Consider the following 16,262-nt stretch of genomic DNA (forward strand, 5'->3'; position numbering starts at 1 on the left):
GCTCAGGCGTTGCGCCGCTGGTAGCGAAAGACCGTCAGGGGCGCCATGACGGCCAGGACCAGGAGCGAGCCGATGATCGCGGCACGTACGTCCCCGGCCGAGCCCGCTGTTCCGTCCAGCAGGTAGCGGCCGCCGTCGACGATGTGTGAGACCGGGTTGTGGCGTACGAAGGTCTTGAGCCAGCCCGGCAGCGTCGAGGTGGGCACCATGGCGTTGGACAGGAAGGTCAGCGGGAACAGGACGATTACCGTGAAGGAGGTGACCGCCTGGGCTGAGGAGAAGATCGTCCCCAGCAGCAGGAAGATCCAGGCGATGGCCCAGGCGCAGCCCGCCGCCAGGGCGATGGCGCCGACCGTCCCCGACCAGCCGTTCTCAGGCCGGTAGCCCAGGACGTAGCCGGTGAGCACGGTCAGCGAGGTGCAGATGAGGTAGCGCAGCACGTCGGAGACCATCGGGCCCAGGACCGGCGCGATACGGGACATCGGCATGGTGCGGAAGCGGTCGAAGACGCCCTTGTCCATGTCCTCGCGCAGGTCCACGCCCACGCTCTGGCTCGTGGTCAGGGCATTCATGATGATGAGCCCCGGGACGATCGTGGGCAGATAGGCCTTGACGTCGCCGGCGATGGCGCCGCCGAAGAGCTCGCCGAACAGGACGGTGAACATCACCGGCTGGATGAGGATGTCGTAGAACTCCCCGGGGTTGCGCACCATGGTGATCAGCGAGCGCCAGGCCATGGCGAGGGTGTCCGGGACGAGCCGTGCCTCGCTGAAACGGGAGACGGCGGGGGAGAGGGCGGTACTGGTCGAGGTGGTTGCGGCTGCTGCTGGGGCGGTCATGACTGCTCCTTGACGTCTGAAGGACGGGCGGATGGGGAAGTGGGCGAGGGCGCCTCGTTGTCTCGGGGACGGTCGGTCAGGGCCATGAAGACCGAGTCCATGCTGGGGCGGTCCACCGAGACGGTTCTGGGGGACAGGTCGGCGTCGCGCAGGGCTACGAGCACCTCGGTGGCCACCGACGCCTCGCTCAGCGGTGTCTGCAGATGAGTACCTTGGTCGACGACCGCCGGAGCGTGACCGGTCACCCGCTCGATGATCGCGGCGGTGGCGGCCTGGTCCTCGGGGGTCGTCGGGGTCAGGACGAGTGAGCTGTTGCCCACCCGGTCCTTGAGTTCATCGGGAGTGCCCTCGGCGATGAGCCGTCCGGTGTCGATGATGCCGACCCGATGGGCCAGGCGGTCGGCCTCCTCCAGGTACTGGGTGGTCAACAGGATCGTCGAGCCGCCCTCCACCAGGGAGCGGATGACGTCCCACATCTGCTCACGCGTGCGCGGGTCCAGGCCGGTGGTGGGCTCATCCAGGAAGATGAGCGGGGGCTGGGCGATGAGGGAGACGGCCAGGTCCAGCCGACGCCGCATCCCACCGGAGTAACTGTTCACCCGCTTGCCGCCCGCCTCGGTCAGGCTGAAGGCGGCCAGCAGCTCGTCGGCCCGTTCACGCGCCCGACGTCGGCCAAGTCCCAGCAGACGCCCGAAGAGCCGCAGGTTCTCCACCCCGGTGAGCATCTCATCGACGCTTGCGTACTGGCCCGTGACCCCGATGAGGCTGCGTACGGCATGGCGCTCGCGGACGACGTCGTGCCCCAGGACCGTCGCCCGACCGCGGGTGGGCGCCAGCAGGGTGGTGATCATGCGCAGCGCCGTCGACTTGCCGGCTCCGTTGGGGCCGAGCAGGCCGTAGACGATGCCGGCGGGAATCTCCAGATTCAGGGAGTCGACGGCGGTGAAGGAGCCGAAGGTCCGCGTCAGGCCATCGGTCTTGATCGCCGGGGACTGGGATGGTGAAGGTGCTCTGGTTGCTGTTCGCGATGTCATGCCGGCAAGGCTGGCCCCCGGCGGTTTCACAGCGGCTTCATCTCGACGCCGTCGGGTTTCACGGCCTGAGACGGGGCTGCGTCCGTGCTCGGTTTGATGACGCTGTCGGGTCGGGCGGTAGGGCTAATATCCTCATGAGTCACTCCACAGCACCCCGAGGAGTCCCGATGACAACGTTCTCGTCGCGAGTGTGGTCACGATGACCGCCCTTCTCCACCACAAGGTCTACGGCTACGGGGCTCGTTCGTGTCGTTGTGGTGGGTACTGGAAGAACGCTGTCGATAACCGTGGGCGCCCCTATCTGACCAAGGAAATGAGTGAGCTACGGGCACGCAACATCAGTGAAGACGAGTGGCAGATGCTCCTGGCCGAGGTCCAGCAGCTGCTCCGGGATGCAGAAGCCGGCCGTCTCAACTTCGACACCACCTATAGCAAGGGCATCGTCTGCAAGGCTCAGAGCGCGCATGACGTACTCGAGGCGCGCCTGGAACTGACCGTCAACCTCGACGGAGAGCAGCGCCATCTACGGCTGTACTTCACTGAACCGGATGATGAGGATCGTCTGCTGCTCTCGCTCAGCTTCCGCCACAAGCGAGGCGGAAAGCGCGGATTGGAGGAGCAGGACGAGCACATTGCCGAAGCTCAGAGGCGTTTCGAGTCCTGGGCGCAGACGCCGTGAATGAGGTGGTGTGAGATGCAACGATGCGCTCCCCGCAGGATCGAAGCAGAGACTAGTATGTCGCTACTGATATATCCCACAAGGCGGTGAGAGACATGGACATCTACGAGCTTCTCGGCGAGGACCCAGACGCCCCTGGACACAAGCATGCGCGCAGCCTGGTCGCTGCCGACCATGCGTTGGTCCGTGATCTCGTCGCCGTGCGCGACCGCAGCGGTATGACTCAGGCTGACGTTGCGCGCACTATGGGCACCAGTCAGGCATCCGTCTCCCGGTTCGAGTCAGGCCACTCGGATGCTCACCTGTCCACAGTGCGTCGCTATGCCAAGGCAGTGGGCGCGCTCATCCGCCACGAGGTGATTGCTGTCGGTGAGCATGACGTTCGTCGTGCCGCCTGCAACGCAGGTATGCCTGAATACAGGTGGGCCTCGTCCTCTACGGAAGCGGCGCGACGAGTATCCACGGGCAAGCTGGTGGGGGCATGATGTCCGCGCCGAGTTCTGACGAGACGAGCGATCAACGCTTCTCGCTGCGATCGGCCACCGTCCTGCAGCTTCAGACCTTCCGTGTCATCTGTCAGCCACAGGACATAGAGGAGGACTTTGTTCAGTGGCGCATCAGCCCGATTGAAGTGCAGATGGCGCCGGAGGAAACTGCTCCGATCCACGCTCTCGTCGGTGATCTTGCCGTCGGCGCTGGTGAATGGTTCGTCGGCGCTACCGCCAGTATGGTGTTCGCTGCTTCTGACGATGAAGTTGACGAGACCGCGATGCGAGAAGATCTCACTGCTGTCGCGCAGCGCTACGGCCCTTGGGCTGCACGTGTCCTGTGGGATCATGTCTCAGCGGCTGCACGTACAGTGTCGGCACTTTGTCCTGGGAGCGCGGGGTGCATCGATATCCCTGGGGACATGCCGGATGTCACCTATCCGTCTCCTGCTGGGCAGACCGGTCGTACCACGAACGATGAGTAGTGATTTGATGAGTGAGCGATTGCGTCATTAGGCGGCTACCCCATCCGGCGAGGCACCCGTTTCGGACGACGGCCTTTCAAAGTCGGGCGATGTCGGTGGTGCCGGAGCCGCGGCGGGCGGCCTTGTCGCGGGCCGCCTCGTAGCTCTCGTAGAAGACGGGGGCGGGAATCCTGCTGGCCCGACCCTGCTCATAAACAGTTCTGCAGACGAACAGCAGGTCGTCGGTATTGCCGTGCAGCGTCATGATCCGGCGCGTGAGGAGATTCCTGGCAAACATGCGTTTCATGAGGGGCGCGGAGACGGCCGTCGGCAGCCGGTAGGCGAGCAGCTCGCCGCGGTAGCGCCTCAGATCAACACCGCGCGAAGCCACGATCCTCGAGGTCTCCCGGATTGCTTTAACCACCCGGGCGAGCATTCTGGAAGAGCCCATGAGCTGCTCGGCGGTGCGCGTCGTGTCCTCGACGTCGCCGTACATCCCCGCGACGGCGCCGACGCCGGCGTTGATCGCCATATGCAGCCAGATCCACTCGAGCATGTCATGGGGGCGCTCGAGGCTGATGCCGCAGGAGCTGAACAGCGCCTCCACCCTCTCGTAGCCCGGGAAACGGGCTTTGTCGCGCCGCTCCAGCATGGCGTGGTCGAAGACGCAGCAGGCGAGTCGGTTCCTCGTGATGCTCCCGCCCGCCACCGGGTACCCCAGAAGGACACCGCGGCCGGCCATTAAACGGTCGAGCTCCTCGCGTTCTCCCCAGAACCCGCAGAACAGAAGCACAGGTCCCTCGATCCCACCCGTATGGAGGTCGGCCATTGCCTCGGCGATCCTGCCCTGCGGCACCGAGACCACGATGAGGTCGTAGCTCGTGTGTCCCCGGTGGTGAACGGTGTACTGGTCCTGGGACAGCGAGCCTTTCGGGTCACGCCTGCCATCGAGGATCTCGACCTCGAGCGAGCTGACTGAGGCCCTCGTACTGCTTTGTCGCACCAGGTGCTCGACGTGGTGACCGGCCTTCTGAAAAAGGTATCCGTAGGTTGTCCCGATGACTCCGAGGCCGACGACGAGGATGCTCATCGGAGCCGTGCGTGTCTCCTGTGCTGTCATGACCTTGAGTCTGCTGCCCTCCGGTTTCAGACCGCCTTCACGGTGGCTTCAGGGAGGGGCGCTCAGGACTTGCGCAGCAGGACCCGGCTCATGCGGTGCTCGGAGTCCTTGGTCAGGACCAGGGTGGCTCGGCCCCGGGTGGGGGCGATGTTCTCACGCAGGTTAACCAGGTTGACGCTCTCCCAGATCTCGTTCGCCCCAGCCAGGGCCACGTCGTCGGGGATCTCGGCGAAGCGCCGGAAGTAGGAGCCCGGCTGGGTGAAGGCCGTGTGCTTGAGGGTGAGGAACCGGTCCAGGTACCAGCGGCGGATGTCGCCCGGGTCGGCGTCGACGTAGATCGAGAAGTCGATGAAGTCGCTCACCGCCAGGGCCGAGGCCCCCAGCCGCGTCCCCCGCGGGGCGGGTTGGAGGACGTTGAGCCCTTCCAGGACCAGGACGTCGGGGCGCTCCACCGTGACGTGCCGTCCCGGCACGATGTCGTAGACCGTGTGGGAGTAGACCGGCGCCTGGACGCGCTCGCTGCCGGACTTCACGGCGGCTACGAAGTCCAGCAGCGAACGGCGGTCGTAGGACTCGGGGAAGCCCTTGCGGGCCATGAGGCCACGCTTCTCGAGGACCCGATTGGGCAGCAGGAAGCCGTCGGTGGTCACCAGGTCCACGTGAGGTGTGTCCGGAAAACGGCTAAGCAGGTGGGCGATGAGGCGCGCCGTCGTCGACTTGCCGACGGCGACCGATCCGGCCACCGCGATGACGAAGGGTGTGGGGGGCTCGTCCACGCCCAGGAAGGTGCCGGTGCGGTGCGCGCGCTCGCGGGAGGTGGCGATGTAGTCCTCCAGCAGGGCGGTCAGGGGACGATAGACGGCGTCCACCTCGGCCAGGTCGATGGGGTCGCCCAACCCCCGCAGCTTCTCGACATCGGCCTGGGTCAGTGGCAGCGGTGCCGAGGATGCCAGAGCGGACCACTGGTCGCGGTCCAGCTTGATATAGGGCGAGGCGTCCGGGATACCCGGGTCGCTCGGGTCACTCAGCTCGGAGGTCACCGACACAGTGTCGCAAAAAGAGGTGCTTGTCGGATAATCCCCGGGAGACGAAGAGGACTCGGAGACATATCAATCGAGACGTCGATCGGGATACCGGCTGAGGAATTGGGACCTGGTGGAGGTCGTGATGGGCGATTCCGAGCGAGCACCGACATCACACTGAGATCACACCGACGTGGTCCTGCGCTCGTTGTCAACGTCGCGTCAGCATGATTCGATCGGAGCATGTGTGGAATTGTCGGCCACGTCGGCCCTCTGACTGAAACTGGTTCCTCCCGTTCCCTGACTGTTCTGTTGGACGGCCTCGGCCGTCTGGAGTACCGCGGCTATGACTCCGCGGGCGTCGCCCTGGTGGGTCCCTCGGGCCTGGACGTCGTCAAGGAGGCTGGCAAACTCTCCGGCCTGCGCGAGCTGCTGGAGGCCACTCCGCCAGCCCCTGCCACCGCCGGCATCGGCCACACCCGCTGGGCCACCCACGGCGGCCCGACAACGGTCAACGCCCACCCCCACCGCGCCGGCCACCTCGCCGTGGTCCACAACGGCATTATCGAGAACTTCCGCCCGCTGCGCGAGGAGGTTGAGGCCGCCGGACGCGAGCTCCTCTCCGACACCGACACCGAGGTCGTCGCCCACGTCCTGGACATCGACTTCACCCAGCGCCTGCGCCAGGACCCAGCCGCCGCCTCCGACCCGGCCCGGGTCGCCGAGATCCTGGTCGCCTCCATGCAGGCCGTCACCGCTCGCCTCGAGGGCACCTTCGCCCTTCTGGCCGTCAGCGACCTGGCCCCCGCGGCCATCGTCGCCGCCCGCCGCTCCAGCCCGCTGGTCATCGGCCTGGGCGAGGGTGAGAACTTCCTGGGCAGCGATGTCGCCGCTTTCGTCGCCTTCACCAAGAGGGCCGCCGAGGTCGACGACGATCAGGTCCTTCTCCTTACCGCCGACGCCGTCCGCGTCTGGGACAAGGACGGCAACGACGTCGAGCCCAAGACCTGGGAGGTCACCTGGGACGCCTCCGCCGCCGTCAAGGGCGGCTACGACACCTTCATGGACAAGGAAATCCACGAGCAGCCCACCGCCGTGGCCGACACTCTGCGCGGCCGCGTCGACGAGCGCGGTGAGCTCCAGCTTGACGAGATGCGCATCGACCCGGCCGTCCTGCGCAGCGTCGACAAGATCATCGTCATCGCCTGCGGCACCGCCGCCTATGCCGGGCATGTCGCCAAGTACGCCATCGAGCACTGGTGCCGCATCCCCGTGGAGGTCGAGCTCGCCCACGAGTTCCGCTACCGAGACCCGGTCGTCAGCGAGAAGACCCTGACCGTCGCCATCTCCCAGTCCGGCGAGACCATGGACACCATCCAGGCCGTGCGCCACGCCCGCGAACAGGGCAGCAAGGTCCTGGCCATCGTCAACACCTATGGCTCGACCATCGCCCGCGAAGCCGACGCCGTCCTCTATACCCATGCCGGCCCCGAGGTGGCCGTGGCCTCCACCAAGGCCTTCCTCGCCCAGATCACCGCCTGCTACCTGCTGGGCCTCTACCTGGCCCAGCTGCGCGGCAACAAGTGGCCCGATGAGGTCGCCGAGTACCTGGACAATCTGGAGGCCATGCCGGAACGGATCCAGCACGTCCTGGACAGCCAGGAGGCCAGCGTGCGCGACCTGGGCGCCGAGCTGGCGGACAAGTCCTCCTTCCTGTTCCTGGGCCGTCACGTCGGCTTCCCGGTGGCGCTGGAGGGCGCGCTCAAGCTCAAGGAGCTCGCCTACGTCCACGCCGAGGGCTTCGCCGCCGGCGAGCTCAAGCACGGCCCGATCGCACTCATCGAGGAGGGCCTGCCGGTCTTCGTCATCGTGCCCACCCCGCGCCGCCCCGTCCTGCACGACAAGGTCATCTCCAACATCCAGGAGATCCGGGCCCGCGGTGCGCGCACCATCGTCATCGCCGAGGAAGGTGATGCCGACGTCGAGCCCTTCGCCGACCACATCATCCGGGTGCCCGCCACCCCCACGATCCTGTGGCCGCTGCTGACCGTGGTGCCGTTGCAGGTCTTCGCCGCCGCCCTGGCCGGGGCCAAGGGGCTGGACATCGACCAGCCGCGCAACCTGGCCAAGTCCGTCACCGTCGAGTAGCTCCGACGGCGATTCATCGTCCCGCCTCTGCCCCGCCTTTCAAGACACCGGGCCCCGGACTTTCCGGGGCCCGGTGACTACAGGGCGGGGCGCAGGGATTTGATCTGCGGCTTGGTGCGCGCCTCGGAGCGCTGGGAGGAAAGGGCCCAGTCGTCGTCATTGTCGACGTGGTCGGCCTGGGCGACCACGAAGGCCTGCGCCATGCCGCCGTCGTGGGCCAGTGAGAGGTGCCAGTGGCCGATACCCGCCTGGCGCGCCGCCATTGCCGCCGCCCCGGTCAGGCGCAGGCGAGGCGGTGCGCCGGGCGTCGAGGTCACCTCGATATCCTTGTAGGCCCATCCCTCGGGCGCGTCCAGCCCCAGCTCGGCGTAGGCCGACCCCAGGGCCTTGAGAACCGCCTCCTTGGCGGCCAGGCGTGCCCCCAGGGAGGCCGCGCGCTTCTGACAGACGGCCAGCTCGACGGAGGTGAAGAGGCGCTCGCGCAGGCCGGGCACTCGGTCCATATAGCCTTCGAGGCGGGTGACGTCGACCAGGTCAGTCCCTACTGCGCGGATCACTCGGCTATTGTGCCGGGTGGAAGGGAGCGGAAAGGGGTGAACGCGCCGCATGTTCTGGAAAAGACAACTTTCTGTAACGACGAAGGCGGACCCACTCACAGCACGTCTCATATTGTGGGACTAACTGTCTCAGAACTTCGTTGGGGAAGCGAGCCGTTGTGAGCGGAGGACAATGGGAGGGGTGAGTGACCTCAACGACTTCCCACGTTCCGACGACGTCACCGACCCCACCATCTGCGCTTGGCCCGTCCAGGAGATCTCGGCGGCGGAAGCCCCTTTGACCGCGGGCACCGACCGCTACATGAGAGCCGCCGCCCATGCGGTGGCAAGGGCCGCTCTGCGCGAGCTGCGTCAGGGGCCCATTGTTCCCGGGGCCGCGGCGCCCCCCGCCGGGTCCGCCTATGCGTCCCTCGCCCCGGCGAGCCCCGCCGGGCCACCGGTGCTTCCCGTTTCACCGAGCTCACCGGTGACGCCGACGGGAACGCCGGCCGACAGGGGAGGGGCGTACGTCAGCCCGGGATGGATCGCGGGGGCGCCGGTGCTCCTCCTGGTCGGTGGCGGGCACAACGGAGCCGATACCCTCCTGGCCGGAGGTCTGCTCGCCCGCAGCGGCTGCGCGGTCAGCGCCGTGCTCGCCACCGAGCACCCCCATCCCGTCGCACTGGAGGAGGCCCGCAGCCACGGCGTGACCGTCTACGGCGCCGGCTACCGCAGCGACAGCGCAGACGATCGGAGCGGGACCGAGGCCATCGTCGCCGTCGAGGCCTTCCTCGCCCGTGGCGGACTCGTCCTCGACGGACTCACCGGCATCGGCGCCGATGGGCCGCTGCGTCCCGACGCCGCGGCCCTCATCGCCCCGCTCGTTGCGGCCGGAGAGCCAGGGCGGCGCCCACTTCGCGTCATCGCCGTCGACCTGCCCAGCGGGACCGGCGTCGACGACGGCACCATCGGGGGCCCCGTCCTGGCCGCAGACCGCACCATCACCTTCACCTGCCTCAAAGGGTGCCTGTGTCTACCTCCGGCCCGGCACCTGTGCGGCGCCGTCGAGGTCGTCCCCCTCGGGCTGCCCGCGCCCGCGAGCCGGCCCATTGCCCGCCGACCCGTCGACGGGGGCCTGGGCGACTACCTGATACGGGCCCTTCCCGAGCCGGGCACCGACGACCACAAGTACACCCGCGGCGTCGTCGGCCTGTGGGCCGGCAGCGAGACCTACCCCGGTGCGGCCGTCCTGACCGCCAGCGGCGCGGTACGCGCCGGAGCCGGCATGGTGCGCCTGGCTGCCCCCAGACGTGTGGAGGACCTCGTCCTGGCGGCCCGCCCCGAGGTCGTCCCCACTGCCGGACGCAGCCAGGCACTCGTTCTGGGACCGGGGATCGACCCCGCCGACGCCGCCAGGGCCGATGAACTGCGAGCCGTCCTGCGCCCCACGCTCATCCGCGCCCCTGGACGCGGGACCGAGGACGCCGATGGCACTGACGGCGGCAACTCGGCCGCCGGTACGACGTCGGGTGGGCCGCCCGCCGTCGTCGACGCCGGGGCCCTGAGCATCCTCGCCGAGCTCCTGGCCCAGGGCCTGACCTGCACCCCGCTCCACGTCCTGACCCCGCATGCCGGAGAGGCCGCCGCCCTCCTGACGGCGCTGGCGGTCCCGGAGACATCGGCGGAGGCGGCCCATGGGTGGAATCGCGAGCGCGTCGAGGCCCACCCCGCCCGTGCCGTTCGCGAGCTCTCCCGCCTCACTGGCGGCACCGTCCTGCTCAAGGGCGCCACAACACTCATCGCAGCCCCCGACCGCCCCCTGGTCAGCGTGGACTGCGGACCCGGCTGGATGGCGACTGCGGGGAGCGGGGACGTGCTGGCCGGGGTCATCGGCGCCGTCCTGGCCGGAGCGGTCGCGCGTCGGGAACGGGAGGCGGCGGGCGCAGTCGCCGGTAAGGGCGCGTTGGTGGCGTCGGGAGTCGGCCCCGCGCCTGATTCCGTCCTCGACTCGGTGGCCGCCGGGGTCAGGCTGCACGCGCTCGCGGGCTCCTATGCCGCCGCGATTCCCCAGGCAGCCAGCGGCGCCGGAGGCCACCCGATCGCAGCTCTCGACATCGCCTCTGCCCTCGGCCCGGCCCGCCTCGGGCTCAACTGGTTTCAGGCGACCCCGCATCACTGAGACGCGTCGGCCGATCGATGCCAACCTGGCCGGGGAGTGTGCCAGCGAACAGCCTCGCCACTGGCTGCCCAGTGCGACAATCGCGCCGTGACCACTTCCGCGGACTCAACAGCAATGACGGCAGCGGCAACCACGACGCCGCCGACTCCGCCCACCGTCGCCCCGACAACCTCAACGGCCCGGTCCCCTCTGCCCGGCGCGGCCACATCCCGCGCCGTCATCGATCTGGGAGCGATCGCCCACAACGGCAGTCTTCTGGCGCAGGCGGCCGGCGTGCCGTGGATGGCCGTGGTCAAGGCCGATGCCTATGGCCATGGCCTGGGACCCGTCGCCCTGACAGCCCTGTCGGCGGGGGCCTCCTGGCTGGGGGTGGCCCAACTCGCCGAGGCCCTGACCCTGCGATCCCTCCTGGATGAGGCCGGCGTTCCCCGCCCCGCGGGGGAGCCCTCCGGCCGGGCGCCCCGGGTTCTCACCTGGCTCCTGCCCGTGATGGATCCGGCTCGGGCGGCCGCGCAGGACTCGCCCCTGCGCGCCGCCCTGGCCGCTGACCTGGACCTGTCGGTCTCCAGCCTGTCCCAGCTCGATGCCCTGCTGGCCGCGGTCCGGGCGCAGGGGATACCGGCGCGCCTCCACCTCAAGGTCGACACCGGCATGTCGCGCGGCGGCGCCATGGAGGAGGACCTGCCGGCCCTGGCCGCCGCGCTGAAACGGGCCGTGGATGAGGGGACGGTCGACGTCGTCGGCCTGTGGTCCCACCTCTCCCGGGCTGACGAGCCCACCAGCGGCTCCACCGAGGAGCACCTCGGGCGATACCGGGGCGCCGAGCGGATCGTGCGGGAGGCGGGCCTGAACCCGCCGATCCACCACCTTGCCGCTACCGGCGGGCTCCTGTGGCACCCGGGGGCCCGTATGGACCTGGTACGGGTGGGGATCGGCCTGTACGGGCTGAGCCCCGACCCGTGCGTGGCCACCAGTGCCGAGCTTGGGCTGCGGCCCGCTATGCGCGTGGAGTCCGCCCTGGTGCAGGTCAAGCGCATCGATGCCGGGCAGGCCGTCTCCTACGGGGGCACCTGGAGCGCACCCGCCGACCGCTGGGTCGGCCTCGTCCCCCTGGGCTACTCCGACGGCGTCCCGCGCGCCGCAAGCTCGGCGGGGCCCGTGGGCGTGGGCGGCCTGAGGACCTCCATCGTGGGCCGGGTGTGCATGGACCAGGTGGTCATCGACCTCGGCCCGGCCCGGGACGAGACCGGTGCGCCCCTTCCGGCGCCTGCCGCTGTTGGGGACACCGTCGTGCTCTGGGGCGCCCCTGGCTCCTCTGAGCAGGAGGCCATCCCCACTGCGGATGAGTGGGCGCAGGCCTGTGGCACCATCAACTACGAGATCGTGACCCGGCTTGGCGCCCGCATCCCGCGCTGCTACGTCGGAGCGGACTCCGGCGGCGACTACGCTCTGCCCTAGAGAACAGCAGACGTCGGATATCCCCGGCCCGGCACCCGCAGGGGCCGGCGGCCGGCTCCACGAACGGATGAGGAGGACACGTGAGCGGTGCGCCCCAGACACCTGAGACTGTCTCCGAGATCACCGTCGCAACCGGTGATGCCGATGAGACCCGGGCGCTTGGCGCCGACCTGGCCCGCCTGCTGCGTGCAGGCGACCTCGTCATGCTCTCCGGTGGGTTGGGCGCCGGTAAAACCACGCTGGCCCAGGGCATCGGCGCGGCCCTGGGGGTGCGCGGCCGCGTCTCCTCGCCCACCTTCATCATCGCCCGCGTGCACCCATCACTGGTCGACGGCCCCGACCTCATCCACGTCGACGCCTACCGCATCACCTCCCTGGAGGAGATCGACGCCCTCGACCTGGACTCCTCCCTGGAACGCTCGGTTACCCTGGTCGAGTGGGGCGAGGACAAGGTGGAGGCCTTGAGCCCCGATCGCCTGGAGATCGAGGTCTCACGTCCTCACGGCGCCATCCACGCCGGCGCCCCGCAGGCCGACGGCGCCCCGACCGTTCTCGGGCAGCAGGACGCCTCGGCGGCGCAGGATTCCGTCGTCGACCTGGCCGAGGTCGACGACGGTCACCGGCGCGTATCCGTGCGCGCCCTCGGCCCGCGATGGGCCGACGTCGATCTAAGCCCTCTGGCGGCCGATACCCCTTACCAGTCCGGAGCACCGCTGTGAACACTCCTTCTCCCATTGCTCCCGTCCGCGACGCCATCCCCATCCGGCGCGCCCTAAGTCGCGGGCGCCTGCCAGGCCCGGCCCTCCTTCTCGCCCTCGCCATTGTCCTTCTGGCCGCCTCCCTCCTGGCCGCGGCGGCGGCCCGAGCCGCTACCAACCCGCCGACGGCCGGTGCAGGCGACTCAGCCGCCCCGGACAGCTCGGACAGCGCAGTCGGCGCGACGGACACCCCGGCGGATGCGGACTCGCGCAGCGCGGCCAAGTCGCTCATGGAGAGCGACTGTATTGCCCAGGTGCGCCAGAGCACCGGAGAGCAGGGCGAGATCACGGTCGGAGACTTGAGGAGCGTCTACACCTGGGCCCCCGGCTTCCTCGACGGCTCCCAGCCTTCCGCCCAGCCCGTCGACACTGGAGACTGGGCCGCGACCGCCACCGCCGCCGGCAAGCCCGTCGGCCTTCTCGAGGTGGTCACGGACAAGGGGCGCACCACCTGTACCCCCATGTTCGACGACGACCTGGCCACCGACGTCGACCAGATGGGCGCTGCCCACCTTATTCACGACCGCAACGCCAACGCCTGGTACTCGCTGAACGGCACCACGGTGACGGCTCTCGGGGAGGCTGCCACCCGGCGCCTGGCCGGCCCCATCGAACTGAACGACTACGGCGAGATTCTGCGCGAGCGCGCCGGCTCCAAGCCCAAGACCTCCGCCACCCAGAGCGAGACACGCTCCACCGCTGGGGGCTGGGCGATCTGGGGACCTGTCCTGGCGGTCGTCGTCGTCGGAGTCATCACCGTCATCATCACGGTCCGTCACGAGCGCAAGGTGACAGCGCCGCTGCGCCAGGCCCGAAACCGCGCCGATATGGCCGAGCGCGCTGACCGGCAGAGCCGGGACCAGCCCGAGATCGAGGGCGTCGCGGTGCGCCGGGGCATCCCGCGGGCGGCCATCGACCTGTCCCTCCTGGGCGATGGCGCCGAGGACGCCGCGGGCGCGACCGGCGGCGAGACCCTGGGCGACACGATCCCGGAGAGCCGCGCCGACTACCCCCGGGACCCGAGGGCATAGGCTGGCCCGGTGCGAATCCTCTCGATCGACTCCTCCCTGGGGACACAGCTCGCGGTCGTCGAAACCGCTGGAGCAGCCGAGGCCGCCGTCCTCCCCGGCAGACGCGATACGGACGCCGGCGATCGTGCTCTGCGAGTGCTGAGCCGGACCGAACAGACCGACACCCGGCGTCACGCCGAATCCCTGGGGCAGATGCTCTCCGAGGCCCTGTCTACCCCCGATGCGGCGGACCGTCCGCTGGACGCCGTGGTCGCCGCCACGGGGCCGGCCCCCTTCACCGGGCTGCGGGCCGGACTGGTGACAGCCAGGGTCGTGGGGCGCACTCGGGGCGTACCCGTCCACGGCGTTTCCAGTCTCGACGCCGTCGCCCGCCGGGCTCTGGACGAGTCGGCCGCCCAGGGCGGTGAGCCGGACCCCGTGGTCCTGGTCGCCACCGACGCCCGCAGGCGCGAGGTCTACGCAGCACTCTTCCGCGCCAACGGGCCCGACGACGTCACCCGCCTGACCGAGATCGACGTCTGCCCTCCGACCCTGGTCGTAGAGCGGATCAGCGAGCAGGCGGGCGGGATCGGAACCGTCGATCTCGTGGCCGGCTCCGGCGCCGCCCTCTACCCCGAGCTGGTGGAGCAGACCCGGTCCCGCGAGGCGCTCGCCCCTGTCTCCGGCGATGCCCTGACCCAGGTGCGCATCGCCCTGGCTCGCCTAGGCCGCGGCGAGGAGCTGGGGACGGAGCCGCTCTACCTGCGCCACGCCGACGTGCAGATGCCCGCCGCGCGCAAACGCGTGCACTGATCGGGTATCCCTCTTCAGATGACCGGGGTGGCGGGACCACACAGAGCCCTCGGAGTGCGGGAGATGGCCGAGGAGGATCTGGACGAGATCGCCCGTCTCGAAGGCGAGCTGTTCGGGGCCGAGGCCTGGAGTCGGGACCTGCTGGCGGCCGAGCTGGAGGCCTCCCGGGGATCCCGGGCTGATCGCCGCTATATCGTCGTCGAGGGTCCCGACGATCCAGACGGCGACACGGGGCTCCGGGCAGGACTCCTGGGTTACGCCGGCCTCTACCACGCCGACGGCCTGACCAGCGCCGATCTGCTGACCATCGCCACGGTCCCGGCGGCACGAGGGCGCGGTCTGGCCTCCCGCATGCTCACCGAGCTCGTGGGCACAGCCCGGCGGGCAGGCTGTCCCGACGTCCTGCTGGAGGTGCGCCAGTCCAACGAGGTCGCCCAGCGGCTCTACACCAGACACGGATTCGTCCCCATCGGGCGGCGCCGCCGCTACTACCAGGCGCCGCCCGAGGATGCGGTGGTCATGAGGCTGACGCTGAGTCCGCGCCTGGGCCCGATCGGGGCGAACGAGATCAGCAGGGCGAGTTCGAACTGAGGTGAGCGGCGCGCCCTCCCGGCCCGGACGGGCAATCACTCCCGACCGGGAGGATTGCGCCGGGGACGAAGAGGCAGATAGCCGCGGCAGGCGCCAGCCTTAAACACGGTCACCGGCTTCGCGTGGCCCCGTTGTTTGAGACCTCACAGATTTGTCTGACACCTCCATGACGAAAAGGTGGTCCCTGACAAGGTCGTCAGCATATTCAGCAGCGTTGAATCCGCAGTGGAGGACTTGCGAAATCCGCACGTTTCTGCGGATTCTCGGCACAGCGGAGCTGCTGGCGACGCGGAGGGGACCAATGGGAGTCCGAGCCCGGCTAGCCTTCTGCCGTGGCCAAAACATCTGCTCCTTCCCTGAAGAGGCGGACCGCCTTCTCCACGACCGTCTTCATGAAGCGCATGATGGCGATCTCGGGGCTGGTGTTCCTGTTCTTCGTCCTCTTCCACGCCTACGGCAACCTTCACTACTTCGAGGGTGAGATTGCTTACGATCACTACGCGCACTTCCTGCGTACGCTCCTCCAGCCGATCCTTCCCTACAGCGGCGTCCTGTGGATCCTGCGCGTGACCCTTATGGTCTGCCTCCTGGCTCACGCCGGCAGCGCCTTCCACCTGTGGGTGCGCAACAAGCGGGCCCGCGGCAACGACAAGTACGCAGTCAAGAAGCCCGGCGCGGACTACTTCGCCTCCCGCTACGCCATGCGCACCATGCGCTGGGGCGGTGTCATCCTGCTGCTGTTCATCATCTGGCACATCCTGCAGTTCACCACCCTGACACTGACGCCCGGGGGGCACTACGAGCATGGACGTGCCTACATGAACATGTGGTACGGCTTCCAGCTGTGGTGGGTGTGGCTCATCTACGCAATCGCGCTGGCGGCCCTGTGCCTGCACGTCTGGCACGGCGTGTGGTCGGCCCTGCAGACGCTGGGCGCGGTGCGGGGAAGCACCATCCCCTTCATCCGGCTGATCGCGTTCGTGGTGGCCTTCGGTCTGTTCGCCGCCTTCATGATCGTTCCGACGGCGATCCTCTTCAATGTGGTGCCCGAGCCCATGACCGGCGCCCAGTACGCGATCGAGGCTGCCAAGGCCGGCATCCTTTCCCACTGAGAGTGAACGAC

At 68.9% G+C, this 16,262-nt stretch carries 16 protein-coding genes; 11 read left to right on the top strand and 5 right to left on the bottom strand.

The genetic code is table 11. The annotated features are described in order from the left end of the window. Positions 1–2: 2 nt before the first annotated feature. Both FK256_RS11220 and FK256_RS11225 read right to left on the bottom strand, forming a co-directional pair. Positions 3–839 (bottom strand): ABC transporter permease, encoded by an 837-nt coding sequence (locus FK256_RS11220; RefSeq protein ID WP_009233292.1) that lies wholly within the window; start codon positions 837–839, stop codon positions 3–5. After that, a complete protein-coding gene (locus FK256_RS11225; protein ID WP_009233293.1) occupies positions 836–1,873 on the bottom strand; it encodes a daunorubicin/doxorubicin resistance ABC transporter ATP-binding protein DrrA in 1,038 nt (345 codons plus the stop codon). The genes FK256_RS11220 and FK256_RS11225 overlap by 4 nt, the downstream gene beginning before the upstream one ends. A gap of 199 nt (positions 1,874–2,072) precedes the next feature. On the opposite strand from FK256_RS11225, the gene FK256_RS11230 reads away from it, so the two are divergent. From FK256_RS11230 to FK256_RS11240, 3 genes are all read left to right on the top strand, one after another. Beyond that, positions 2,073–2,552 (top strand): hypothetical protein, encoded by a 480-nt coding sequence (locus FK256_RS11230; protein ID WP_141424806.1) that lies wholly within the window; start codon positions 2,073–2,075, stop codon positions 2,550–2,552. Positions 2,553–2,647: 95 nt separating this feature from the next. Further along, on the top strand, positions 2,648–3,037 hold the full coding sequence (locus FK256_RS11235; protein WP_009233295.1) for a helix-turn-helix domain-containing protein: 390 nt from the start codon (positions 2,648–2,650) through the stop codon (positions 3,035–3,037). Continuing rightward, on the top strand, positions 3,034–3,525 hold the full coding sequence (locus tag FK256_RS11240) for a hypothetical protein (RefSeq protein WP_049939528.1): 492 nt from the start codon (positions 3,034–3,036) through the stop codon (positions 3,523–3,525). The genes FK256_RS11235 and FK256_RS11240 overlap by 4 nt, the downstream gene beginning before the upstream one ends. Positions 3,526–3,601: 76 nt before the next feature. Here FK256_RS11240 and FK256_RS11245 read toward each other — a convergent pair whose 3' ends face one another. Then, complete coding sequence (locus FK256_RS11245) at positions 3,602–4,624, bottom strand: ketopantoate reductase family protein (RefSeq protein WP_244936390.1); 1,023 nt, start codon at positions 4,622–4,624, stop codon at positions 3,602–3,604. 62 nt (positions 4,625–4,686) lie between these two features. Continuing rightward, positions 4,687–5,670, bottom strand: coding sequence for a type I pantothenate kinase (gene coaA, locus FK256_RS11250; protein WP_141424807.1), 984 nt, complete (start codon positions 5,668–5,670; stop codon positions 4,687–4,689). A 219-nt stretch (positions 5,671–5,889) separates the two neighbouring features. Here coaA and glmS point away from each other — a divergent pair, with 219 nt between their 5' ends. Beyond that, positions 5,890–7,794: a glutamine--fructose-6-phosphate transaminase (isomerizing) gene (glmS, locus tag FK256_RS11255; RefSeq protein ID WP_009233300.1), complete on the top strand. Its 1,905-nt coding sequence runs from the start codon at positions 5,890–5,892 to the stop codon at positions 7,792–7,794. A 77-nt stretch (positions 7,795–7,871) separates the two neighbouring features. Here the strand turns inward: glmS and FK256_RS11260 are convergent, their stop codons facing one another. After that, the gene (locus FK256_RS11260; protein WP_021605787.1) at positions 7,872–8,351 is read right to left on the bottom strand and encodes a holo-ACP synthase; all 480 of its coding nucleotides are present in this window, start codon (positions 8,349–8,351) and stop codon (positions 7,872–7,874) included. A gap of 172 nt (positions 8,352–8,523) precedes the next feature. On the opposite strand from FK256_RS11260, the gene FK256_RS11265 reads away from it, so the two are divergent. The 7 genes from FK256_RS11265 to FK256_RS11295 all read left to right on the top strand — a co-directional run bounded on the left by FK256_RS11265 (position 8,524) and on the right by FK256_RS11295 (position 16,251). Continuing rightward, a complete protein-coding gene (locus tag FK256_RS11265) occupies positions 8,524–10,509 on the top strand; it encodes a bifunctional ADP-dependent NAD(P)H-hydrate dehydratase/NAD(P)H-hydrate epimerase (protein WP_141424808.1) in 1,986 nt (661 codons plus the stop codon). 114 nt (positions 10,510–10,623) lie between these two features. After that, positions 10,624–11,967, top strand: coding sequence for an alanine racemase (alr, locus tag FK256_RS11270; protein ID WP_141424873.1), 1,344 nt, complete (start codon positions 10,624–10,626; stop codon positions 11,965–11,967). 80 nt (positions 11,968–12,047) lie between these two features. Continuing rightward, a complete protein-coding gene (gene tsaE / locus FK256_RS11275; protein WP_141424809.1) occupies positions 12,048–12,686 on the top strand; it encodes a tRNA (adenosine(37)-N6)-threonylcarbamoyltransferase complex ATPase subunit type 1 TsaE in 639 nt (212 codons plus the stop codon). Further along, positions 12,683–13,756 (top strand): hypothetical protein, encoded by a 1,074-nt coding sequence (locus FK256_RS11280; RefSeq protein ID WP_021605790.1) that lies wholly within the window; start codon positions 12,683–12,685, stop codon positions 13,754–13,756. The genes tsaE and FK256_RS11280 overlap by 4 nt, the downstream gene beginning before the upstream one ends. Positions 13,757–13,765: 9 nt before the next feature. Continuing rightward, a complete protein-coding gene (gene tsaB / locus FK256_RS11285; RefSeq protein WP_141424810.1) occupies positions 13,766–14,548 on the top strand; it encodes a tRNA (adenosine(37)-N6)-threonylcarbamoyltransferase complex dimerization subunit type 1 TsaB in 783 nt (260 codons plus the stop codon). A gap of 18 nt (positions 14,549–14,566) precedes the next feature. After that, positions 14,567–15,139: a GNAT family N-acetyltransferase gene (locus FK256_RS11290; RefSeq protein ID WP_141424811.1), complete on the top strand. Its 573-nt coding sequence runs from the start codon at positions 14,567–14,569 to the stop codon at positions 15,137–15,139. Positions 15,140–15,531: 392 nt separating this feature from the next. Continuing rightward, complete coding sequence (locus FK256_RS11295) at positions 15,532–16,251, top strand: succinate dehydrogenase cytochrome b subunit (RefSeq protein WP_021609955.1); 720 nt, start codon at positions 15,532–15,534, stop codon at positions 16,249–16,251. Positions 16,252–16,262: the final 11 nt, after the last annotated feature.

Source organism: Actinomyces johnsonii (genome assembly GCF_006546835.1).
GTDB lineage: Bacteria > Actinomycetota > Actinomycetes > Actinomycetales > Actinomycetaceae > Actinomyces > Actinomyces johnsonii.